This is a genomic window from Roseateles sp. L2-2 (assembly GCF_050613215.1).
Lineage (GTDB): Bacteria > Pseudomonadota > Gammaproteobacteria > Burkholderiales > Burkholderiaceae_C > Roseateles > Roseateles noduli.
Genome location: NZ_CP192509.1, coordinates 257,610 through 279,968, shown reverse-complemented (window position 1 = coordinate 279,968; position 22,359 = coordinate 257,610). Strand labels below are relative to the sequence as shown.

The following is a 22,359-nucleotide window of genomic DNA, read 5'->3' as shown; positions in this document are numbered from 1 at the left end:
GTCGTCGGCGCTCAGCCTCAGGGCTGGGGAATCGGCGCGCCGGGGCCGACCTGGCGCTTCATCCACTCGCTCATCTCCCAGAGCGTGTGCCCCACCGACTCGCGCGCCGAGTAGCCGTGCGACTCGAACGGCAGCGTGACGTAACGCACCGAGCCGCCCGTGCCCGCCAGCGCCTGGTACAGCCGCGCACTCTGGATCGGGAAGGTGCCGGAGTTGTTGTCCGCCTCGCCGTGGATCAGCAGCAGCGGCTCCTTCAGCTTGTCGGCGTAATTGAACGGCGACAGCTTCTGGTAGACGTCCTGTGCCTCCCAGTAGGTGCGGCGCTCGCTCTGGAAGCCGAAGGGCGTCAGGCTGCGGTTGTACGCGCCGCTGCGCGCGATGCCCGCCTTGAACAGATGGGTGTGCGCCAGCAGGTTGGCCGTCATGAACGCGCCGTAGCTGTGGCCGCCGACGACCATGTGCTCGCGGTCGCTGACGCCCAGTTCCACCGCCTTGTCGATAACCGCCTGCGCGTTGGCCGTGATCTGCGCGATGAAGCTGTCGTTCACCGTCTTCGGATCGCCGACCACCGGCATGGTCGCGTCCATCAGCACCACGTAGCCGTCCAGCAGCAGCATCAGCGGGCTGGTGCCCGCGAAGGTGTTGAAGCGGTTGCCGGAGCCGCTCACCTGACCCGCGGTCGACGCATCGGTGTACTCCAGCGGATAGGCCCAGACGAAGGTCGGACGGCGCTCGCCGGCCTTGTAACCCGGCGGCTTGTAGAGCCAGAACGAGAGCTCCACGCCGTCCGCGCGCTTGAAGCGGACGAACTCGCGCTGGATGTCGCGCAGCTGCGGCGACGGGTCTTTCGCATCGGTCAGCGCCTGTGCGGTCGCGAGCGCGGCACCGCCGCGCAGCATCACGTTGCCGGGCTCGCTCACGCTCTCGCGCACCGTCAGGACGCGGGCGCCTTCGGTGTCGAGCACGGCCAGCGGGCGCTCGTAGTGCGCGCTGTCGCCGCCGTTGGCCTCGGAGCCCGACTGGAACACGCGCGTCTTCTTGTTGCTCGCCAGCACCAGCCGATCGATGAAAGGCTTGTCGCCTTCCGGGCTCGCGCCGGTGCCGAAGTACCAGATCGCGTCGCCGTCCAGGCGCACGACCGGGCGTCCCGTCGGCTGCATGCGATGCACCGGCGTGCCGGGATCGCGGTAGCGGTCGCGCACGGAGCGCTCGATCAGCCGCTGCGCCGGCGATGCGCCGTCCATCGCGACCAGCTCGGTCGATGTCCGCATCTTCGTCAGGTCGAAGTCCTGCACCAGCGCCTGCTTGCCGCCTTCGACGAATTCGAGCCGCGACAGCCGCTGCGGCACGCGATGCACCTCGCGCGCCTCGCCGGTATACGGCGCGTCCAGACGCATCAGACGATCGCGATGCGGCACCTGCGCGCGGTTGTCGCCGCCGTCCAGCGCCTCGACCCAGTAGACCGCGCCGTCTGCGCCGGGCGAGGCGAAGAAGTTGCGCGGGCCGGTGATCACGCCTTCGACCGGCACGCCTTCCTTGAGCTTGACCTTGCCGATCGACGCGACCTTGCCGTCGACGCCGCGCACCTCGGCCTGGGCCGCGAAGTCGTCCCAGCCGACCTGGTAGCTGAACGGCGGCAGCAGCCGCATGGTCAAGACCTGACCCGGCGTGCCCAGCGCTTCGAGGTGGCTGAAGATGCCCGGCTCGCCGACCGGCCGCACCGCGCCGGTGTTGAGGTCGATGCGCGCCAGCTGCGAGGTCGCATGGTGCGCGAAGACGGCCGCCTCCTGCGCGTTGGTCAGCAGGTCCTGCTGCGTGCGCTCCGGCGAGTTGCGCGCGATGGATTCCTGGATAGCCGGGCCCGACGGCGCGGCGAAGGTGGGAGCAGCACCACGCTTGGCCGGCACCGTCAGCGTGACGAGTTCATGGTCGTTGAGCCACACGACGTCGTTCTCGAGCATCGTGTGCAGCTTGAGCTTGGGCACCGCCTTGAGCTTGCCTGTCGCGACGTCGCCGACCCACAGCTCGACGGCCGTGTCGGTGCGACGGTTCAGCAGGAAGCGTTTGCCGTCCGGCGAGAAACGCAGGAGATGGAAGGCGCCGCCCGCAGGCAGTGCGACGGGGCGTTCGACGCCGCTCGCGCCGTTCTGGAGGGGGCGCAACGACAGCGATTCGATCGTGGTGATCAGCTGCGGGCTGTCGGTGGCCGGGTCGTAACGCAGGCCGGCCTGACGCAACACGGGGCGGGCGAGCTCCGCGATCGCGCGCGACTTGCGGTTGACGACGATCGCCAGCGTGCGCTGGTCCGGTGAGACCTGGTAGACCGGCAGCGCCTTGGCATCGAGCACCGCACGGATCGCCTCGGACGGCTGCTGATAGATCTGTGCGAGGGTCGCCGCGGAGGTCAGGGCGGAGGTCTGGGCCGACGTCGATGCCGCGTCGTCGGCCGGTGCCGCGATCGCGGAAAGACCGCCGAACGCGGCGGACAGGGACAGGGTCAGCGGGATCAACGCCGAGGCGCGAGGCTTGGACATGTGTCGGCACCGTGAAGCAAGGGAAGGCGGCAATCTAGCAGCGCCCTCCCACGATGTCCGACGTCAGCCCTCGGGGTGATCCCGAGGTTTCAGGCCCTCGGCCTCACGTCCGGATCACGCAGCGAACAGACGTGCCGCATGCAGGCCCAATCCGGTCGCGACCGACGCGAAACGGTCGCCGCGCACCGTCTTGGCGTCCGGATAGTCCGCCGCGATGCGGTCGGCCAGCACGGTCAGCCCGGTGGAGCCGCCGGTGAAGTACAGCGCGTCGATGTCCGACGGCTTCAACCCGGCGCGCTCGACCGTCTCGCGACCCGCCTGGGCGATGCGCTCGATGTCGCCGCGCAGCGATTCCAGCGCCGCGGCTTCCGACAGTTGCACCGTCAGGCCGGACTCGATCAGCTGCAGGTCGATCGTGCAGTCGCCGCCGCCGGCGACCTCGATCTTGGCGTCCTCCGCGCGATTCGCGAGCTCATGGCCGAGCCGCTCGTCCAGCACCGTCATCAGACGCTGATGGTGGCGCGGGTCGCCGTAGAAGCTCTTCATGTTGCGCAGCTCCAGCACGCGCTGCGGGCTGTAGCAGGTGTTGATCAGGTGCCAGGTCGCGAGGTCGAAGTAGACGCCGCTGGGCACTTCGCGCGGGGTCTGGCCCGGCTTGGCGGGGCCGAGCGCGCGGTAGCCGAATTCACGCAGGATGCCGGTCAGCTCGATGTGGCGGTCGAAGTCGGTGCCGGCGATGTGCACGCCGTGGCTCGCCAGGATGTCGTCGCGGCGGTCCAGCCGCTGCGCGCGCTCGGGCCCGACGCGCACGATCGAGAAGTCGGACGTGCCGCCGCCGATGTCGGCCACCAGCACGAGCTGCTCGCGCTCGGCCTGCTGCTCGAAGTCGAACGCGGCCGCGATCGGCTCGAACTGGAAATGCACGTCCTCGAAGCCGACCGCCCGCGCCGCGGCCGCCAGCGAGGCCTGCGCCGCGGCATCGCGCTCCGGTTCGCCGTCGACGAAGTAGACCGGACGGCCCAGCACGACCCGGCGCGGCTCGTGGCCGCCCGCGTCGGAGGCGCCGGCCTGCTTGCGCAGGCGCTTCAGGTAGCCGCTCAGCATGTCGATGTACTTCACGCCGCGGCCGCCGCCGACGTCGGTGACCTGGTCGATCAGGCTGGAACCCAGGATGCTCTTCATCGAGCGCATCAGACGCCCGTCGGTGCCCTCGACGTAGGCGCTCATGGCCGCGCGGCCGAAGGCGCGCGGCGGGCCGTCGGCGTCGTGGCGGCCCTCGGCGAAGTAGAAGACCGCCGTCGGCATGGTCACCTTGCCGTCTTCGAGCGGCACCAGGCGCATCGCGCCCGGACGGCCGGCCTCAAGCGCGAGGTCAGGCACGGCCACCGCCGAGTTGGAGGTGCCGAAGTCGATGGCGCAGAAATCGCGCGGCAGGTCAGAAAGCGATGAGGACATGGCAGCGCGGCGGGAAATGCGAAAAGGGCGCGGATTCTAGCCGCGCCCTTGTTTCAGGGGTCCCGGCGTCTCGGTGACGCCGGCAGGGGCTCCGCCGGATCAGGCGGGCTGGAAGCTTCGTACGGCCTTGGCAGGCAGCGCGTCACCGTAAAAGCCGAAGTCCAATGCAGGACGCTTGCCGCTCATCAGTTCCGCCAGTGCACGGCCGGAGCCGGCGCCGTGCGTCCAGCCCAGCGTGCCGTGGCCGGCGTTGATCCACAGGTTGGACGCCTTCTGGCTGCGGCCGATGTAGGGCACGTTGGTCGGCGTGCTGGGGCGCAGGCCGGTCCAGTAGTTCGGCTCGGACAGGTCGGCGACGCCGGGGAACAGCTCCTCGTAGCGGCGCACCAGCGATTCGCAGCGGACCTTGGAGGTCGGGCTGTCCAGGCTGGTGTCCAGGCCCACCAGTTCTGCGGTTCCAGCGATGCGGACGAAGTCGCCCAGGCGCGAGATCGCGATCTTGCGGGCGTCGTCCAGCAGGCTGACGGTGCTGGCCTGCTCCGGCTTCTTCAGCCGCAGCGTGGCCGAGTAGCCCTTGGCCGGATAGATGTTGAGGTGCTCGCCCAGCGACTTCGTCAGGGCCGGCGCGTACGACGCCAGCGCCACGACGTAGGCGTCGCCCTTCAGCCATTGCGTCTGGCCGGTCTCGCGCGACTGGATCTGCACGCCGGCGATCTCGTTGCCCTGCGCGCCGCCTTGCGGCTGCAGGGTCACGATGTCGTGGTTCCACAGGAACTGCGCGCCGCGCTTTTCGGCCAGCTTCGCCAGCGCCTGCGTGAAGACGCGTGCGTCGCCGGATTCGTCGCTCGGCGTGTAGGTGCCGCCGAACACCGCATGCTGCGCCGAGCGCAGCGCCGGTTCGATCGCCAGGACCTCGTCACGGCTCAGCACGCGGCGGTCGACGCCGTGGCGGCGCATGATCTCGGCGCCTTGCGCGCCGGCCTCGAAGTCGGCCTCGCTGCCGAAGAAGTGCAGGATGCCCTTCTGCAGCCGGTTGTATTCGATGCCCGTGTCGGCGACCAGCGACTGCAGCGACTCGTGGCTGTAGCGGCCCAGGCGCACGAGCTGCTCGACGTTGCGCTCGAACGCGGCCGTCGTGCACTGGCCCAGGAAGGACAGGCCCCAGCGCCACTGCGCCGGATCCAGGCGCGGGCGGAACAGCAGCGGCGCGTCGTCCTTCAACAGCCACTTCGCCACCTTGAACGGCGCGCCTGCGTTGGCCCAGGGTTCGCAGAAGCAGACCGAGATCTGCGCGCCGTTGGCGAAGCTGGTCTCCAGTGCCGCGTCGGGCTGACGGTCGACGACGACGACCTCGTGGCCCTGATCCAGCAGGTACCAGGCGGTGTGGATGCCGATGATGCCGGCGCCGAGGACGATGACCTTCATGGAGAGCTCCAGGTGAACTTGTGGTTCTGCTGCGATTCAGCGTTGGACATGCAGGGATCAGGCCAGCGGGCGCAGGATCAGCTGCAGTCCCAGCAAGACCATCACGAGGGCGATCAAGGCATCGATGCTGCGCCAGACCGCCGGCCGGCGCAACGCCGGCGCCACCGCCGCCGCGCCGAAGCCCAGCAGCGAGAACCACATCCAGGACGCCACCGAGGCGCCCGCCGCGAACGGCCATTGCAGGCCGGCCGGCTGCTGCGCGCCGACGGTGCCCAGCAGCACCACCGTGTCCAGGTAGACATGGGGATTGAGATACGTCATGGCCAGCGTGCTGCCCAGCACCGCCGACAGCGTCGCGCTGCCTGCCTGCGCCTGCAGGCCGGCCCGGGGCGACAGTGCGCGCAGCGCGGCCTTGGCACCGTAGGCCAGCAGGAAGGCGGCGCCGCCCCAGCGGAAGACTTCCATCAGCAGCGGGCTCGCGGCGATCAGCCGGCCCAGCCCGAACACGCCCAGCCAGATCAGCAGCATGTCCGACAGCGCGCACACCACCACCACCGGCGCCACGTGCTGGCGCATCAGGCCCTGGCGCAGCACCAGCGCGTTCTGCGCGCCGATGGCGACGATCAGGCCGGCTCCGGTGAGCCAACCTTGCAACAGGGCTGCGCTGGGTGATGACATGTGCGCCGGATTGTCAGCAGCACACCGTCTTTGATGAAGCGGGATTAATATCTCAGCGACTCCATTAGGAACGCTTATGAAAGACCTGGACGCCGCCGGCCTGGACTGCCTGGCCGCGCTGGCTGACGAACGCAGCTTCGAACGCGCCGCCGAGACACTGGCGATCACGCAGAGCGCGGTGTCGCAGCGGCTGCGCAGCCTGGAGGCGCAGGTCGGCCAGCTGCTGGTGGTGCGCTCACGGCCCTTGCGGCTCACGGATCCCGGCAAGCGCCTGCTGCGCTACGCCCGCCAGTTGGCGGCGCTGCGCTCGGACGTGGTACGGGAACTCGGCGTGCAGTCGGCGCAGACCGAACGGCTCCCGATCGCCGTCAACGCCGACAGCCTGGCGACCTGGGTGCTGCCGGCGCTGGACCCGCTGGTGCAGCGCGGGATGCGGGAGGGCTTCGGGCTGGAACTGGTCGTCGACGACCAGGACTTCACCCACGACTGGCTGCGTCAGGGCGAGGTGCTGGGCTGCGTCACGACCGTGCCGCAGGCGCTGCGCGGATGCATCGCGCAGCCGCTGGGGGTGATGCGCTACATCGCCGTCGCCAGCCCGGACTTCGCGGCGCGGATGCTGCCCAACGGGCTGGGAGCGGCGAACTTCGCCCAGGTCCCGTTCCTGGTGTTCAACCGCAAGGACGACGCCCAGCAGCAATGGGTCCGGCAGGCGATGGGGCTGCGCTCGGCGCGGCTGAACGCCCGTTACGTGCCGTCCAGCGAAGGCTACGTGAACGCGGTGCGGATGGGTTGGGGGGTGGGCGTGGCGCCGGAACTGCAGGTGCGGCCGCTGCTGGCGAGCGGGGAGCTGGTGGCGCTCCGCCCGGAAGTCCAGGTGGAGGTGGCCCTGTACTGGCACCAGTGGAAGCTGGGCGGCGAGACCGCGGCGGGCGCTGCGGGCCCCGGAAAAACGACAACGCCGGAAGGCGGGGCGCCTCCGGCGTTGCTGGATCAGATCGGGGAGGCGCTGGCCCGGGGTGCCCGGGAGGCCTTGATCAGCGCTTGAGGGCGGCGACCTGGACCTTGGTGAGCGTCTGCACAGGGGCCGGCGTCACGGACGGCGACGCCGAGGCGGGCGCGGCGCCCTGCTCGGCCAGGCGCATGCGGAAACCGCCGCGCTCGTGCTTGTCCTGCACGGAGTTGGCCAGCCAGGCGGAAGTCAGCACGACGCTGCCGACGATCGCCCAGGTCATTGATTTGTGAATCAGTGGAGACATGAGAAAGCAATGGCTTCCACGAATTAGGGAAGACGCGGAGCATAGTCACCCCTGATTGAGGGGGGCATCACACCTAAGTGGGGCACGTGGTTATTTCGCGTCATCTGTGGCGGGCACGCCCCAATCTGTGTGGATTTGTGAGCGCGATTCCAACGCACCCGCGATCTGGGGATTTGCCTGAAGACAAAGACGCGCAAACTGTGCTTCACCGCGCGGCGAAGCATCGTCACCGCGCGACGGTCACACCCCGTGCTTTCCGACGAGGTCCATCATGCGAATCTCCTCCGCCCTGAGCCTTTTCCGTCGCAACCCGCCCGCCGGCCACGAGCCGGAGCCGGCCGACATGGGCACCGCGTTCGGCATGGAAGCGAGCTTCGGCGACGAGAGCGAGTACGAGGACTTCCGGCGCAGCGACTACGGGCTGGAATCGGAGTCGGCGCCGCCGGCCGCGGTGGAATCGCCGCTCTCCTGGATGGCCGCGCGACGCGGCTGACGCGCAAGGCGCCCCACGCGGGCGCCTTTTGCATTCCGGGCCGGAGGATCAGCGGATCAGCAGCACCGGCACATCGCTGTGGGCCATGACCTTGGTGGCCACCGAGCCCAGCACCAGCTTGCCCAGCGCCGTGTGGCCGTGCGAGCCCATCATCAGCAGATCGAAGCGGCCCTTCTCGGCCACGGCCGTGATCGCGTCCGACGCGTGCCCGGTCTTGACGACGTACTGGGCCTTGATGCCGCGCTTGTCCATGAAGGCGCGGATCGGCTTGAGCACCTTCCCGGCCTCTTCCTGGTAGTACTCGGCGAGCACGGCCTTGTCGAGCACCGCGGCCGCGCGGGGCGGCACGCCGGGGACGACGTGCACCACGGTGTAGTCGTGGGCCCCGCCCAGCCACTCGTCGTGGGCGGAGAGGTAGGCCAGCATGCGCTTGGAGTAGGTGCTGCCATCGACGGCGACGAGGATCTTCATCGTGATCTCCCTCTGTGACGGCCGACGACCGGCCTCGGACCAGTGTGTCACAGGGCCGCTTCCGGAAAGCCGCAGCGATGCCGCAGGCTGCGTCGTCCTTGACGTTGGACAATCGCGCTTTCCGACATCCGCCCTCCGCCGACCCGCCGTGCGCCTGCAACTGATTTCCGACCTCCATCTCGAGCGCCAGACCGACTTCCAGACGACCGCCGCGCCGGATGTCGACCTGCTGGTGCTCGCGGGCGACGTGGGCTCGTACCAGACCGGCTCGCGGCTGGTGACGGACGACTTCGGCCTGGGCCGTTTCTCGCCGAAGCGCGACGGCGCGCCGTGGTCGCGGGTGCTCTACGTCCCGGGCAACCACGAGTACGACGGCATCGACTTCGCCACCGCCCATGCGCGGCTGCGCCAGACCTGCGCCGACCTGGGCATCGAGTGGCTGGACCGCGAGGAGATCGTCATCGGCGACGTGCGTTTCCTCGGCACGACGCTGTGGGCGGACTTCGACGCGCTGGCCGCGCGCGAAGCGACGCCGACCAAGCAGCTGACGGCGAGAGAGAAGGCGTTCCGCGCGGCGAACCACTACCTGCGCCGGTTCTCGACGCTGGTCGACGGACAACACATGCTGGCGGAACGGCAACGCGACCTGGCCCTCGAATGCCAGGCCTGGCTGCGCGAAGCGCTCGAACGGCCCTTCGACGGCAAGACCGTGGCGGTGACCCACTACGCGCCCAGCCTGCGCAGCGCCGATCCGCGCTACGGCCTCACGCCGGGCACGGCCGGCTTCTGCAATTCGCTCGACGATCTGCTGCCCTATGCAGACCTGTGGCTGCACGGCCACCTGCATTGCGCCCACGATTACGTCGTCGAGTCCGCGTCCGGGCCTCGCGGCGAAACGCCGCACCATTGCCGCGTCGTCGCCAATCCGCTGGGCTACGCCAACAAGGGCGAGCAGGAAGACTACCGGCCCGACCTCGTCATCGAGGTCTGAGCGCACGCGCGTTCGTCGCGCACCGCGGCGTGCCTCCGGGCGCGCAGCATCGCGCCCGACCGCTTCAGCGCTTGGCCGGCGGACCGTCGTAGGTCCACAGGTACTCGCGCGGCATCGGGCCCTTGTTGCGACCGCCCTGCTGCGTCTGCTCCCAGGCGTGGGCCAGGATGCCCACCGAGCGCGAGATGCAGAACAGCCCCCGCGCCAGCGGCGCCGGGAAGCCGAGCTCGGCGTAGATCACGGCGGTCGCACCGTCGATGTTCATCGGAATGCGACGGCCGTCCTTGCGCCGTTGCAGCTCCGCTTCCACCGCGCGGCCGATGGTGGCGAAACGACCCGACACGACGCCGAGCTGGGCGGCCTCGTCCACCAGTTCCAGCAGCCGCGGCGCGCGCGGGTCCACCGGATGGAAACGATGTCCGAATCCCGAGACGAACTTGCCGCGCAGCTCGATGGCCTCGTCCAGGCCCGCGGCGGTGGCGTCTTCGAGCGAGCCGCCCGCGTCCATGCGCATCGCGATCGACTGCAGCATCTCCACGCATTGCTCGCCCGCGCCGCCGTGCACGTCGCCGAGCACGTTGATCGCCGATGCCATCGCGTTGTTGAGCCCGACGCCGCAGGTCGCGGCCATGCGCGCGATGGCGATGCTCGGCGCCTGCGGGCCGTGGTCGACCGCGGCCATCAGCGCGACGTCCAGCAGCTTGGCCTGCTCCGAACCGGGCAGCTCGCCGCGCGTCATCAGCCAGATCATCTGGGCGAAGCTGACCTGCCCGATCAGGTCCTGGATGGCGTGGCCGCCGTAGCGGATGACGCCGGGCGACATCTCGATGATCGAGGTGCGCCACCAGTCCGGCACGCGTTGATCGTGCACCGGTCCGTCGACCGGCGTCGGCTTGCCTTCGTTGGCGCTCATACGGCTTTCTCCTCTTTCAGCGCGGCCCGCTCGGCGGCGCCGTAACCCAGTTCTTCGAGGATGGCCTCGGTATCCTGGCCGAGCCGCGGCGGCGGCGTCGACACCGACGGCGCCTGCCCGTTCAGCTTGAAGCCGGTGCGCAGCACGCGGACATCACGCCCGACGCCGGGCACGTCCTCGAAATTCGCAACCATCCCGCGGTCCGCGATCTGCGGATGCGCGAGCGCTTCCTTGACGGAGTACACCGGACCCGCGGGCACGCCCGCATCGTTCAGGCGCTGCCACCACTCCGCAGCGGAGCCATCGCTCATCGCGGCTTCGAGCAGATGCTTGAGTTCGGCCCGGTGCTTCAGCCGCGCGTGGCGATCGACGAAACGCGGATCGGTCTTCCACTCCGGATGTCCGACCGTGTCGCAGACGGCCTCGAACTGCTCCTGCTTGTTGGCCGCGATGTTGAGCAGGCCCTGCCCGGTGCGGAAGGTGCCGGACGGACTGGCCGTCACGTTGTCGTTGCCCATCGGCTGCGGTTCCCGGCCAGCGACCAGCAGGTTGGACACCGCCCATCCCATCGTCGCCATCGCCGCTTCGAGCATCGAGACGTCGATGAACGTCGCCTCGGCGCGTTCCTTGTCCGCCAGCGCCGCGGCGATGGCCATCGCCGCCGTGAGGCCACCGATGGTGTCCGCCACCGGATGCCCGACCCGGAACGGCGCGGTGTCCGGACCGCCGGTGATGCTCATCATCCCGGACATGCCCTGGATGATCTGGTCGTACGCGGGCAGGTCGCGCAGCGGCCCGTCCTGGCCGAAGCCCGAGATCGCGCAATAGACCAGCCGTGGGTTGACCTGGCGCAGCTCGTCGAAGCCGACGCCCAACCGCTGCATCACGCCGGGCCGGAAGTTCTCGACGACGACATCCGCCGTCGCCACCAGCCTGCGGAACACCGCCTTGCCGGACGGCCGCTTCAGATCGATGGTGATGGATCGCTTTCCCGGGTTCTGCGCCAGGAAGGACACGCCCATGTGCGCCTGGTTCAGCGCCGTGTCGGCGCCGAGCTGGCGGGCGAGGTCGCCGGTCTCGCGCGCCTCGACCTTGATGACGTCGGCGCCCAGGTGCGCCAGCTGGTGACAGGCGAAGGGGCCGGCCAGCACGTTGGTCAGGTCGAGGACGCGGACGCCGCGCAAGGGAGATTGGCTCATGATGGACTCATCCGAAGCTCCGTCGCCAAGCCGGTCAGTCGACCTTGACGTTGCCGCTGCGGACCACGTCGCCCCAGCGCTTCTGCTCGCGCGCCAGGAACTGCGCGGCCTGCTGCGGCGTGCCGGCCATGGGCACGCTGCCTTCGGACTGCAGCTGGCCGATCGTGGCCGCCTTGGACAGGGCCTTCTGCACCTGCGCGTTCATCCGGGTCACGACCGCCGCCGGCGTGCCGGCCGGCGCCACGATCATCTTCCAGTCCGAGGTGTCGAAGCCCTTGAAGCCGCTCTCGGCCACGGTCGGGACATCGGGCAGCACCGGCAGCCGCGCGGCAGAACTGATGGCCAGCGCGCGCAGCCTGCCGGCTTTGATGAAGGGCACCACCGTCTGCGGCGTCGCGAAGTAGTAGTCCACCTGACCGCCAAGCAGGTCGGTCGCCGCCGGACCGGCGCCCTTGTAGGGGATGTGCGTCACCTGGATGGCGGCCTGCTTCGAGAACAGTTCCCCTGTCAGATGGCCCACCGTGCCGTTGCCGGCGGAGGCCATGGTCAGGGTGCCGGGTTTTGCCTTGGCGGCGGCCACCAGGTCGGCGACCGTCTTGAAGCTGGAGGACGACGAGACCACCAGCACCACCGGCTGACCCGCGACCAGCGCGACCGGCGTGAAGGCCTTGGCGGCGTCGTAGGGCATCTTGGGATAAAGCGTGGGGTTGATCGCCAGGTTGGCGGTCTGGCCCATGCCCAGCGTGTAGCCGTCGGCCTTGCTCTTGGCGACGGCGTCCAGTCCGATGTTGCCGCCCGCGCCGGCCTTGTTGTCCGGGACGAAGGTCCAGCCGGTGTCCTCGCGCATCTTCTCCAGGATCAGCCGCGACACGATGTCCGTCCCGCCGCCCGGCGGGAACGGGACGATCATTCGGATGGGCTGGGTCGGGAAGGAGTCGGCGGCCAGCGCCGCCGTCGCGGTCATGCCCGCGCTCGCGGCGGCGATCAGAGTGAAGGCGGCGCCGCGGATCAGGCACTGCGAATTCAGGAATTGCGGAATCAGGAACCGGGTCATGTCGCGTCTCCGTGTTTGTTCTATCTTGCAGAACGGCGGTTTGTTTGATAGAACTGTAGGACGTCTCCGTGATGCCCGAGACGAGGGATTACCCGTGGCCGAATCAGACAGCGCACCTTCCGAGAACCCCGAGGCTTCCGCCGGATCCAGCGGCGTGGCCGTGCTAGACCGCGCGTTCGCGCTGCTGGGCGCGTTCGGCCAGGACGACGACGCCCTGTCGCTGGCGGAGCTGTCTCGGCGCACCGGCCTCTACAAGAGCACCGTGCTGCGGTTGCTGGCGGCGTTGGAGCACGGTGGCTTCGTGCGGCGTCTGCCGGACGGGCAGTACGCGATCGGACCGGCGCCGCTGCGCCTGGCGACGATCTACCAACGCTCGTTCCACGTCGGGCCGATCGTGGAGCCGCTGCTCAAGCAGCTCAGCACCGACACCGGCGAGACCGCGTCCTTCTACGTCCGGCACGGCGAGGCGCGGATCGCGATCCATCGCTGGGAGCCGGCGCGCTCGGTGCGCGCGGCGGTCGCGGTGGGGCAGCAGTACGCGCTGCACCAGGGCGCGTCGGGCAAGGTGCTGTGCGCGTTCTCGAGCGACCTGCGCGAACGTTTCCCAGGCATCCGCGAGCGCGGATGGGGCGTCTCCTACGGCGAGCGCGAACCGGACACGGCCTCGGTCGCCGCGCCGGTGTTCGCCATCGACGGCCGCGTGCAGGGCGCGATCGCCGTCTCAGGGCCGCGGGTGCGGTTGTCTCCACCCGAGACGATGTTGAACGCCTGCCGCGCCGTGCTCGGCGCCGCGCGCGAGGCCAGCCGCCTGCTCGGCGGCGATGTCGCGCTGTTGGACACGGCGCTGCGGACCGTGTCGATCGCCGACTTCACGACCGGCGGCTGACCATGAGAAACGCCGGCGCAAGGGCCGGCGTCTTGTGGCTTCGCCGCCGTCGCCGCGCCTCAGGCGCGACGTGACGGCCGGCGGAGATCAGGCCGCGCCGTGGCAGTTCTTGAACTTCTTGCCCGAACCGCAGTGGCAGGGATCGTTGCGTCCCAGCTTGGGGGTGTCACGGCGCACCTGCTCAACGTGATATCGCTGCTGCTCCGTCGCTTCCTGCAGGTCGACGACGGTCAGGATCAGGTCCTCGATGGCCTCGTCGATGTTCTTGAGCGGATGCTCCTTGTCCAGCAGCTCGACGATCTCCACTTCCTCCGGCGTCTCGGCCGGCAGGTGGCGGTACAGGCGCGCCAGCAGCGCGTTGATGTTGTCGTCGGCCTGCTCGTGCAGGTCGGGGAAGGTCACCGCGGCGTACTCGAAGCCGCCGACCCACGGCAGCAAGGCCTGGGTGATCGGATCGTCGGGGAGCTGCGGCGCGTCCGGATCGACGGGCTCGTCGGCGTTGGCGTCGACCTTGGCGTCGGCTTGCGCGGCGGCTTCCGGTGCGGCGCCTTCCGCAGCGTCTTCAGCGGTGCCGTCGGCGTCCGCTGCATCCGCTTCCAGGTCCAGCACCACCGGGTAGAACCAGCCCTGCTCCAGCATGCTGTGGTTCAGCGAGGCGAAGCGGCGCTCCACCAGCGCGCGGATGCGGGCCAGCCAGGCGGGATCGACGTCGTCGGGCAGCGGACGGCCTTCGTAGTCGAAGATGGGGGGCAGCCATTCCTCGATCGGGATCAGGCGGGGCTGCACCAGCACGCCGGCCAGGTAGCCGTCCAGCATCGAGGCGTCCAGCGGCTCCAGCGGTTCGGGCGTGATGGCGAGGAGTTCGTCGAGTTCGTCGAACTCGGCGTCGGAAAGGTCGTGGGCAATGCTCATGGGGCGCGATTGTCGCCGCTCACGTCGGCGGTCGTGTGGCCGGACGGCGGACGCACCGCGTCGATCAGCCGTTCGCGCATCCAGCGCTGGGCGCTGCGGTCCTCGTTGCGCAGGTGCCAGAGCACGTCCACGTGCACCGGCGACAGCGGCATCGGGAGCGGCCGGTAGATCAGCGCGTCCTGGTAACCCGTGGCGGTGATGAAGGACTGCGGCAGCACCGTCAGCAGGTCGGAATGCGCCACCACCCGGCCGGCGGTGAAGAACTGGTTGACGGTCAGCGCGATGCGGCGGCTGCGCTTGAGCGCCGCCAGCGCCTCGTCGACGAAGCCGTAGGGCCGGCCCGAGAAGCTCACCAGCAGGTGATGCGCCTGGCAGAAGGCGTCCAGCGTCAGTTCCTGGTCGGCCAGCGGGTGGCTGCGCCGCATCACACAGACGTAGTACGAGTCGTAGAGCCGCTGCTGCCGGATCGCCGCCATGTCGCCCTGCCCCTTCAGCGCGGCGACGGCGTTCGGGAAGTAGCCGAGCGCGAAGTCGGCCTCGCTCTGTTCCAGCAGGAGGCGAGGATCGCGCGTCGTCAGCGGCAGCACGTGGACGTTGGCCAGGGCGCGCATCTGCTCCAGTTGCTGCATCAGCGGCGGCAGGATCAGCGCGGCCGTCGCGTCGGCCATCGCCAGGCGGAAGGTGTATTCCTCCGACGTCGGCTGGTAGTCGCCGGGATCCAGCGCCACCCGCAGCCGGGTCAGCGCCGACCGGACTTCCGGCCAGAGCCCCTCCGCCCGCGAGGTCGGCTTCATCCCGAAGGCCTGGCGCACGAACAGGTCCTCGCCGAGCGCCTCGCGCAGCCGCTTGAGCGCATGGCTGACGGCCGGCTGCGTCATCGACAGCCGCTCTGCGGCGCGGGTCATGGAGCGTTCCGCCATGACGGCGTCGAACACCTTCAGCAGGTTCAGATCGAGGTTCCGGAAGCTCATTGAAGGCACTTTTTCACGGAAAACAGACGGAGATCGCGGCGGCGCAACGGTCGGAAGGCGCCTCCCGGACCGGTCATCGGGGCCTCGGCGTGCGCATTCCTTGGCATTCGGCGGCCAGCCGCGTGATGCGCATCACGGCCTGGACGCGCTTCGCCCCATGATATGCACAGCGTTCATACATTCAATGCCCATCTTTCATTGGCGTCATGCCTAGGGGAAACCCTATAGTTCGGTCCATCGGTTCTACAGAGCCGACCCAAACAAGCCAATCAAAGGAAATCGCCATGAGCGTCGCTACCCAAACCTTCGGTCTTCCCCTGAGCCGCACGGTGCGTCGCGGCGGCACGTTCGCCACGATCGGCGCCCGCGTCTGGGCCCGCACGATCACGAACGTCAAGGCCCGCATCGAGTCCGCCAAGATGGCTCGCGCCGAGCGCGAGATCCTGGCCCTCGCCGCCCAGTACGAAGAGAGCATGCCCTCCTTCGCCGCTGAGCTGCGCGCCGCGAACGCCCGCCGCAACGGCTGAATCAACGGTTGAACGGCTGAGCAGCCGACACCGCCGGGTGCCGTATGGGCCCGGTCGCGAGGTCTGAAGCCGTCGTGATGTGAGCGCAGGCTCTCATCGAATCGCGCATCAGATCGAGCAAAAGAAAAGCCCGCTTCGAATCACTTCGAGCGGGCTTTGCCTTTTCAGGCTCCCCCGGACCCGCCTCTTTCGAGGCGGTCGCCGGGTGGAATTCAGCGGTCGATCAGGCCTGGGTCAGGCGCTGTTCGATCTTGGCCTTGGTGGCGGGCAGTTCCGCCGGCAGGCCTTGGGCCAGCTGGACGAACAGCTCGTCGTGGAGCTTGAGCTCCGTCGCCCAATCCTCATTCGAGATGTGGGTGACGGTCTTGTACTGTTCCGGCGTGAAGGCCAGGCCTTGCCAGTTCAGGTCTTCGTAACGCGGGCTGGTGCCGAAGGCGTGTTCGACGCCCTGACCCTGGCCGTCGACGCGCTCCAGCATCCACTTCAGGACGCGCATGTTCTCGCCGTAGCCGGGCCAGACAAACTTGCCGTCGGCGCCCTTGCGGAACCAGTTGACGCAGAAGATTGCCGGCAGCTTGGCGCCGGACTGGGCGAGCTTGTCGCCCAGCGTCAGCCAGTGCTGGAAGTAGTCCGCCATGTTGTAGCCCATGAAGGGCAGCATCGCGAACGGGTCGCGGCGCACGACGCCCTGCTGGCCGGCGGCCGCGGCGGTCGTCTCGGAGCCCATGGTCGCGGCCATGTAGACACCTTCGGTCCAGTCGCGGGCCTCGGTCACCAGCGGCACGGTCGTCGAGCGGCGGCCACCGAAGATGAACGCGTCGATGGCCACGCCGGCGGGGTTGTCCCACTCGGCGTCCAGCGCCGGGTTGTTGGTCGCGGCGACGGTGAAGCGGGCGTTCGGGTGAGCAGCCTTGGCGCCGGTCTCCTTGGCGATCTCCGGGGTCCAGTCCTTGCCTTGCCAGTCGACCAGGTGGGCCGGCGGCGTGTCGGTCATGCCTTCCCACCAGACGTCGCCGTCGTCGGTCAGCGCGACGTTGGTGAAGATGACGTCCTTGTCCAGGCTGGCCATGCAGTTCGGGTTGGTCTTCACGTTCGTGCCCGGGGCCACGCCGAAGTAGCCGGCTTCCGGGTTGATCGCGTAGAGGCGGCCGTCCTTGCCGGGCTTGATCCAGGCGATGTCGTCGCCGATGGTGGTGACCTTCCAGCCTTCGAAGCCGGCGGGCGGGATCAGCATGGCGAAGTTGGTCTTGCCGCAGGCGCTCGGGAAGGCGGCGGCGACGTGGTGCTTCTTGCCTTCGGGCGAGGTCACGCCCAGCACGAGCATGTGTTCGGCCAGCCAGCCCTGGTCGCGGCCCATGGTGGAGGCGATGCGCAGCGCGAAGCACTTCTTGCCCAGCAGCGCGTTGCCGCCGTAGCCGGAGCCGTAGGACCAGATCTCGCGGGTCTCGGGGTAATGGACGATGTACTTGGTCTTGTTGCAGGGCCACTTCACGTCGGCTTGGCCGGCTTCGAGCGGCGCGCCCACGGTGTGGACGCAGGGCACGAACTCGCCGTTGTCGCCGAGCGTGTCCAGGACCGCGCGACCCATGCGGGTCATGATGCGCATGTTCACGGCGACGTAGGGGCTGTCGGACAGCTCGACGCCGATGTGGGCGATCGGGGAGCCGATCGGGCCCATCGAGAACGGCACCACATACAGCGTGCGGCCGCGCATGGCGCCGCGGAACAGGGCCTTGTCGCCGGTCTGCAGCAGGGCGCGCATCTCGGCCGGTTCCATCCAGTTGTTGGTCGGGCCGGCGTCGAGCTTGTTCTTCGTGCAGATGAAGGTCCGGTCCTCGACGCGGGCGACGTCGGTCGGATCGCTCCACGCGAGGTAGCTGCCCGGGCGCTTGGCCGGGTTCAGCTTCTGGAAGGTGCCGGCGTCGACCAGCTGCTGGCACAGGCGGTCGTATTCGGCCTGGCTGCCGTCGCACCAGTAGACCTCCTTGGCCTCGGTGAGGGCGGCGATCTCGGCCACCCAGGCGACGAGGCGCTGGTGTTTGACGTAGGCCGGTACGTTCAGGCGCAAGCCTTCCATGACGGGTTGGTTCATGACGGTTTCCAATTTGAGGATATGAAAAGCGGAATTGGGTCAGCTCCGTTCCGGTGGCTCCCGACCCCGTCTTTCAGAGGAGGAGACCGCGGAGCTGACCCAATGCCGCGCCTCAGCGTGGTGCTTCGCCGAACACTGGTTCCAATGTAATCACGCCGTAACTCCAACGCCTGTCGGGGTTATGCGTTTTGGGAATGGATTGATGCGTCGCCACCGCGGGCGCACGCGCGAGCGCCCAGCAAGCTGCGCGCCATAAATGTGTCGGATTGCTTTACATACCGTCCCACGGATTTGGGACATGTTTCGCTAACCCGTTGTCGTTCAACAGGATTCAGCCTCTGGCCCATGTCGTGCTTTTCAGGGACACGAACCGTTCGTTTCCGCTTGAAAAAACCATGTCCCTGATCTCCCGCCTTGTCGCCGCCGCCGCCCTGACCTTCTCGGCAGTCGCCGGCCACGCCGCCACCGTCTCCCTGCTGACCACCGACAACGGCTGGTACTCGACGGTTTCGGCCCACAGCCCTTCCAACACCAACACCATCACGGGCTTCTACAACAACGGTGAGTACCGCAGCTTCTACGTGTTCTCGCTGCCGGGCCTGGCCGCCGGCGAGACCATTCTCTCCGCGACGCTGAGCTTCGCATCCGCCAACGGCACCATGGAAGGACAGTACGCGCAGAAGCATCTGGGCCTGTTCGACTACGTCGGCTCGATCAACAGCCTGCGCACCGGCACGGCCGATTCGGCCGCCGCCTTCGCCGACCTGGGCTCGGGCAAGTCCTACGGCACGGCGACGCTGAACGGCCCGACCGGCACGATGCCCGGCTTCTCGGTCTCGCTGACCAACGACGCCATCGCCGACCTGCTGGCTTTCAGCGCAACGCCCAACCACGCCTTCGTGATCGGCGCCTCGCTGCTGGACCCGTTCGTGTCGGGCCGTGCCGAAACGCTGTGGAGCAGCTCGGGCCAGAACGGCAACGCCGTCGCCGCCCGCCTGACCCTGGTGACCGGCCAAGCCGTCCCGGAACCCGACTCGATCGCCCTGCTGGGCGCCGCCGCGCTGGCCTTCGGCATCGCCGCGCGCCGCCGCAAGGCCAAGTAAGCACCGGAACTCCGGACCCCGAAGGGCGCAGCGGCGACGCTGCGCCCTTTGTCGTTCCGGGGCGCTCCGGTCAGGACGGGAGATCCGCCTGCTCCCGGCACAGCTCCCACAAGGCCGGCACCCACAGCGTCTGAGGCGCCGGTTTCGGCAGCTTGACGAGCCCGGCCTCTCCCGGCCAATCCTTCCGGGGCGCGGCCGCGCACAGCAGCGTCTTCATGTCCGGCCAGCGTGCGCGCCACTCGTGCCAGGCCCGGACTGACGGCAGCGACTCCGGCGACGAGGCCAGCAGCAGTCCGTGCCCCGCCGTCGCCGCTTCGGCGAGCGCCTCGGGCAGGTCCTCCGCCCGCTCGACTTCCCGCGCATCGAAGCCGCATTGCAGCAAGCGCTCCAGCATCACCTCGCGCACCGCCGCGCAGCGGTCCCACACGACCGCCACCCAGCCGTCGCCGATCCGCTCCATGCCGGCCTGCGTCTGCAAGGCCGGCCATTGGACTTCCGCCTCGGTCGCCTCGATCAGCGGCAGTTCCGCGATGAAGCTGCTCCCCCGCCCCGCCGAGCTGCGCGCGCTCAACTCGCCGCCCATCGCGCGCACCGTCTGACGGGCGATGGCCAGGCCGAGTCCCAGGCCGGGCACGTCGCCCGAGCGCCGGCCCCGCGTGAACGGATCGAAGATCCGCTCCAGATCCTCCGGCGCGAGCCCGGGGCCTTCGTCGGTCACCGACAGCACCAGCCGCCCGCCCACCGCGCGGGCCCTCAACGCCACCTCGCCCGCCTGCCCGTACTTCGCCGCATTCGACAGCAGGTTGAGCAGCACCTGCCGGAGCCGCCGCGCATCCAGCGACAACACCGCCGGCAGCGAGTCATCCATCACCAGCGAGAGCCGGGTCTTGCCCGCCATCATCAGCGCCTGCGACTGCAGCGCCAGCTCATGCAGCAGTCCGTGCAGGTAGACCGGCGCGTTCAGCACTTCCAGATCGGCTTCCGCCGTCGGCTGCCGCGCGAAGCGCTGCAGTTCGTCGATCGTGTCGAGCAGCATCACCCCGCCGTGTTCGAGCGCCTGCCGGGTCGACTCGAAATCTTGTCCCGGCGCCAGCCGCCGCGTGAGCTGCACCATCGACGCCAGCGGTGCGCGCAGGTCGTGGCCGATGTGGCCCAGCAGCCGGCCCTTCGCCGCGTCGCTCGCCTGCGCGTGCGCGCTGGCGCGGGCCAGCTCCGCGGTGCGCTCCAGCACGGCCGTTTCCAGGGCCTGCGCATGCTGGCGACGTTCCCGCTGCAGCAAGCGCAGCATCGTCACCAGCACGGCCGCCGCGCCGGTCGTGCCGACCATCGACGGCGCCAGCTCGATCCAGTCGGCGTACGGCAGATAGCCGAGCAGGCTGAAGTACCGCGGCGCAATACCCAGCACGACACCCCCGATCGCGCACAGCCACACGCCGCCCACCGGGTCGCCGCGCCGCATCGCCCGGAAGCTCGCGATCAGGCCGATGGCCGTGAGCAGCAGGTTGGTCGGCGCCGCCATGCGCGTGCCGGTCTGGTAGTCCACCGCGATGCAGGCCGCCACCGCGATCAGGCTCAGCCCCACCACCGCCACCAGCGCGCGGTGCACCGCCGGTTGCGTGGCGCGCAGCCGCAGCACCGTCGCCATCGCCATCAGCTGGAAGACCGTGGTCAGCGCACCCGTCGTGCCCAGGGCCCGCTGCGCCCAGTCGGTCGCCTCCGGCCAGAAGCGCTGGAAGGCCGTGCCGCGCATCGCCATCTCGTAGACCATCGCGCTGGAGAGGAAGGCCGCGATCCAGGCATAACCGCGATCGCGCAGCGACACCGCCAGGCCCGCCGCCAGCGCCGCGAGCGTCAGCCCCACCGCGGACAACATGCCGTCGCGCCACACGCGCCATTGCTGTTCCTCGATCAGCGCCTCCGCCACCCAGAGCGTCGGCTCGATCGCCAGCGCGCCGCGGCTCGCGGCACGCAGCTGGAGTTCCCAGACCTCGCCGGGCTCGATGCGCATCGGGAAGGCGCTCTCGCGCAGCGCGAGCGGGCGCTGGTCGAAGGCGAGATCGGTGCCCGCGCGCGCCATGGTCCACGGCGTCGCGCTACCGTCGGGCAGCAGCCGGCGGCGGTAGAGCGCCACCGACTCGATGCGCGCCGGGTCCACCATCAGGATGTAGCGGGCCGCTTCGGGCCCGTCCTGGCGCAGCGTCCAGCGCAGCCAGTAGGTATCGCGCGTGTAGCCCGGCGACAGCGCCGTTCGACTGGCGGGACGCCATCGCGCCGGTCCGTCGCGGGGCGGCTGCTCGGCGCGTTCGATCCAGAGCTGCCCCTGATCGACGAGGGCGATGCGTCCGGGATCCGTGCCATGCAAGGCGATCACCGGCTGGTCAGGCGCGGGTCCCGCGTGAGCGATGGCGAAGGCCATCTGGGCGACCAGCGCGACGACCCACAGGCGCCAACCAGCCATCAGGGCTCCTGGGCGTCGGAAGCGGCGGACTCTCGCGCCCGCAACGCCGTCCGGTAAGCCTGCGGACTGAGCCCGTTCCGTTCCCGGAAGGCGGTCGCGAAGTTGCCGGCGTTCGCATACCCCACGTGGAATGCGACGTCCGCGATGCTCATGTCCGTGTCGGCCAGCAGCCGCTGTCCGGTACGCACGCGCTCGTCGCTGATGTAGCCGGACACCGTCTGCCCGAGCTCCTCGCGGAACAGCGCCAGCAGGCGCCGCCCGGTCAGCCCGACCTGCCGGCCGATCTGGTTCACCGTCAGCGGCTCGACCAGGTGATCGCCGATGTACTTGCGGGCCGCGGCCAGCAGTCGCTGGTCCGGCGTGCCGACCTCCTCGACCGGCGCCGCTTCGACGTCGTCCGTCGACGGTGTCCGACGCGATGCGGCCAGATGCAGATGCACCCGCACGCGCGCGAGCACCTCCTGCGGATGGAAGGGCTTGCTGATGAAGTCCACCGCGCCGTTGGACAGGCCCTCGATGCGGCTGTCGACGTCGTTGTGGGCGCTCAGGAACAGCAGCGGCACCTCGCGCGTCGCCGGGTCCGACTTGAGCAGGCGGCACAGCGCGAAGCCGTCCATGTCGGGCAGGCCGACGTCCAGCAGCGCCAGGTCCGGGGCCAGGCCTTGCGCCTTCTGCAGCGCCACCTTGCCGCTCTCGGCGAAGGTGAGCCGGTAGAGCGGATGCAGCAGCGCGGTCAACCAGCGCAGGTCCTCGGGCTGGTCGTCCACCAGCAGCAGCAACGGGCGATGGATCGCGGGAGCGGGCGCGGCACGGGACATCGGCGGATTGTCCGGGCCGACCCGGCGAATCGCGCCCGCAGGGCCCGGTCCGGTGGGCGCCCAGCGATCAAAACGCCCATGTGGGGGGGAGGAAACGGAGCGGAAAAACTACCGGAAACCGGC

20 protein-coding genes are annotated in these 22,359 nt (G+C 69.4%); 6 read left to right on the top strand and 14 right to left on the bottom strand.

The window, feature by feature from the left end:
* Positions 1-17 precede the first annotated feature (17 nt).
* From ACQZ13_RS01310 to ACQZ13_RS01295, 4 genes are all read right to left on the bottom strand, one after another.
* Positions 18-2,534: a prolyl oligopeptidase family serine peptidase gene (locus tag ACQZ13_RS01310; RefSeq protein ID WP_431049491.1), complete on the bottom strand. Its 2,517-nt coding sequence runs from the start codon at positions 2,532-2,534 to the stop codon at positions 18-20.
* Between the two features lie 114 nt (positions 2,535-2,648).
* Complete coding sequence (locus ACQZ13_RS01305) at positions 2,649-3,989, bottom strand: Hsp70 family protein (RefSeq protein ID WP_431049489.1); 1,341 nt, start codon at positions 3,987-3,989, stop codon at positions 2,649-2,651.
* Between the two features lie 99 nt (positions 3,990-4,088).
* Positions 4,089-5,414, bottom strand: coding sequence for a D-amino acid dehydrogenase (locus tag ACQZ13_RS01300; protein ID WP_431049488.1), 1,326 nt, complete (start codon positions 5,412-5,414; stop codon positions 4,089-4,091).
* Between the two features lie 57 nt (positions 5,415-5,471).
* Positions 5,472-6,092, bottom strand: coding sequence for a LysE/ArgO family amino acid transporter (locus ACQZ13_RS01295; protein ID WP_088405645.1), 621 nt, complete (start codon positions 6,090-6,092; stop codon positions 5,472-5,474).
* Between the two features lie 76 nt (positions 6,093-6,168).
* On the opposite strand from ACQZ13_RS01295, the gene ACQZ13_RS01290 reads away from it, so the two are divergent.
* The gene (locus tag ACQZ13_RS01290) at positions 6,169-7,137 is read left to right on the top strand and encodes a LysR family transcriptional regulator ArgP (protein ID WP_431049487.1); all 969 of its coding nucleotides are present in this window, start codon (positions 6,169-6,171) and stop codon (positions 7,135-7,137) included.
* Here the strand turns inward: ACQZ13_RS01290 and ACQZ13_RS01285 are convergent.
* Positions 7,127-7,324, bottom strand: coding sequence for a hypothetical protein (locus ACQZ13_RS01285; RefSeq protein ID WP_431049486.1), 198 nt, complete (start codon positions 7,322-7,324; stop codon positions 7,127-7,129). The genes ACQZ13_RS01290 and ACQZ13_RS01285 overlap by 11 nt on opposite strands.
* A 295-nt stretch (positions 7,325-7,619) precedes the next feature.
* On the opposite strand from ACQZ13_RS01285, the gene ACQZ13_RS01280 reads away from it, so the two are divergent.
* Positions 7,620-7,841 (top strand): hypothetical protein, encoded by a 222-nt coding sequence (locus ACQZ13_RS01280; protein ID WP_088405642.1) that lies wholly within the window; start codon positions 7,620-7,622, stop codon positions 7,839-7,841.
* 48 nt (positions 7,842-7,889) lie between these two features.
* Here the strand turns inward: ACQZ13_RS01280 and ACQZ13_RS01275 are convergent, their stop codons facing one another.
* A complete protein-coding gene (locus ACQZ13_RS01275; protein ID WP_088405641.1) occupies positions 7,890-8,312 on the bottom strand; it encodes a universal stress protein in 423 nt (140 codons plus the stop codon).
* 148 nt (positions 8,313-8,460) lie between these two features.
* On the opposite strand from ACQZ13_RS01275, the gene ACQZ13_RS01270 reads away from it, so the two are divergent.
* Complete coding sequence (locus ACQZ13_RS01270) at positions 8,461-9,303, top strand: metallophosphoesterase (RefSeq protein WP_431049485.1); 843 nt, start codon at positions 8,461-8,463, stop codon at positions 9,301-9,303.
* 64 nt (positions 9,304-9,367) lie between these two features.
* On the opposite strand, the gene ACQZ13_RS01265 is transcribed toward ACQZ13_RS01270, so the two are convergent.
* Genes ACQZ13_RS01265 through ACQZ13_RS01255 form a run of 3 tightly spaced genes read right to left on the bottom strand, consistent with a single transcriptional unit; the run spans position 9,368 to position 12,469 of the window.
* The gene (locus ACQZ13_RS01265) at positions 9,368-10,216 is read right to left on the bottom strand and encodes a citryl-CoA lyase (protein ID WP_431049484.1); all 849 of its coding nucleotides are present in this window, start codon (positions 10,214-10,216) and stop codon (positions 9,368-9,370) included.
* Complete coding sequence (locus ACQZ13_RS01260; protein WP_431049483.1) at positions 10,213-11,415, bottom strand: CaiB/BaiF CoA transferase family protein; 1,203 nt, start codon at positions 11,413-11,415, stop codon at positions 10,213-10,215. Before ACQZ13_RS01260 ends, ACQZ13_RS01265 begins: the two co-directional genes overlap by 4 nt.
* Positions 11,416-11,449: 34 nt before the next feature.
* Positions 11,450-12,469, bottom strand: coding sequence for a Bug family tripartite tricarboxylate transporter substrate binding protein (locus ACQZ13_RS01255; protein ID WP_431049482.1), 1,020 nt, complete (start codon positions 12,467-12,469; stop codon positions 11,450-11,452).
* Between the two features lie 94 nt (positions 12,470-12,563).
* Here ACQZ13_RS01255 and ACQZ13_RS01250 point away from each other — a divergent pair, with 94 nt between their 5' ends.
* On the top strand, positions 12,564-13,355 hold the full coding sequence (locus tag ACQZ13_RS01250; RefSeq protein ID WP_431049481.1) for an IclR family transcriptional regulator: 792 nt from the start codon (positions 12,564-12,566) through the stop codon (positions 13,353-13,355).
* Between the two features lie 87 nt (positions 13,356-13,442).
* Here the strand turns inward: ACQZ13_RS01250 and ACQZ13_RS01245 are convergent, their stop codons facing one another.
* Both ACQZ13_RS01245 and ACQZ13_RS01240 read right to left on the bottom strand, forming a co-directional pair.
* Complete coding sequence (locus ACQZ13_RS01245; protein ID WP_431049479.1) at positions 13,443-14,267, bottom strand: UPF0149 family protein; 825 nt, start codon at positions 14,265-14,267, stop codon at positions 13,443-13,445.
* Positions 14,264-15,238: a LysR family transcriptional regulator gene (locus ACQZ13_RS01240; RefSeq protein ID WP_431049477.1), complete on the bottom strand. Its 975-nt coding sequence runs from the start codon at positions 15,236-15,238 to the stop codon at positions 14,264-14,266. Before ACQZ13_RS01240 ends, ACQZ13_RS01245 begins: the two co-directional genes overlap by 4 nt.
* Positions 15,239-15,522: 284 nt before the next feature.
* On the opposite strand from ACQZ13_RS01240, the gene ACQZ13_RS01235 reads away from it, so the two are divergent.
* On the top strand, positions 15,523-15,765 hold the full coding sequence (locus ACQZ13_RS01235) for a hypothetical protein (RefSeq protein ID WP_067279865.1): 243 nt from the start codon (positions 15,523-15,525) through the stop codon (positions 15,763-15,765).
* A 223-nt stretch (positions 15,766-15,988) separates the two neighbouring features.
* On the opposite strand, the gene ACQZ13_RS01230 is transcribed toward ACQZ13_RS01235, so the two are convergent.
* On the bottom strand, positions 15,989-17,857 hold the full coding sequence (locus tag ACQZ13_RS01230) for a phosphoenolpyruvate carboxykinase (GTP) (RefSeq protein ID WP_431049476.1): 1,869 nt from the start codon (positions 17,855-17,857) through the stop codon (positions 15,989-15,991).
* A 395-nt stretch (positions 17,858-18,252) separates the two neighbouring features.
* On the opposite strand from ACQZ13_RS01230, the gene ACQZ13_RS01225 reads away from it, so the two are divergent.
* Complete coding sequence (locus ACQZ13_RS01225; protein WP_431049475.1) at positions 18,253-18,960, top strand: PEP-CTERM sorting domain-containing protein; 708 nt, start codon at positions 18,253-18,255, stop codon at positions 18,958-18,960.
* Positions 18,961-19,030: 70 nt separating this feature from the next.
* Here ACQZ13_RS01225 and ACQZ13_RS01220 read toward each other — a convergent pair whose 3' ends face one another.
* Positions 19,031-21,418, bottom strand: coding sequence for a sensor histidine kinase (locus ACQZ13_RS01220; RefSeq protein WP_431049474.1), 2,388 nt, complete (start codon positions 21,416-21,418; stop codon positions 19,031-19,033).
* Positions 21,418-22,236, bottom strand: a complete 819-nt coding sequence (locus ACQZ13_RS01215) for a response regulator (RefSeq protein ID WP_431049473.1) — start codon at positions 22,234-22,236, stop codon at positions 21,418-21,420. Before ACQZ13_RS01215 ends, ACQZ13_RS01220 begins: the two co-directional genes overlap by 1 nt.
* Positions 22,237-22,359: the final 123 nt, after the last annotated feature.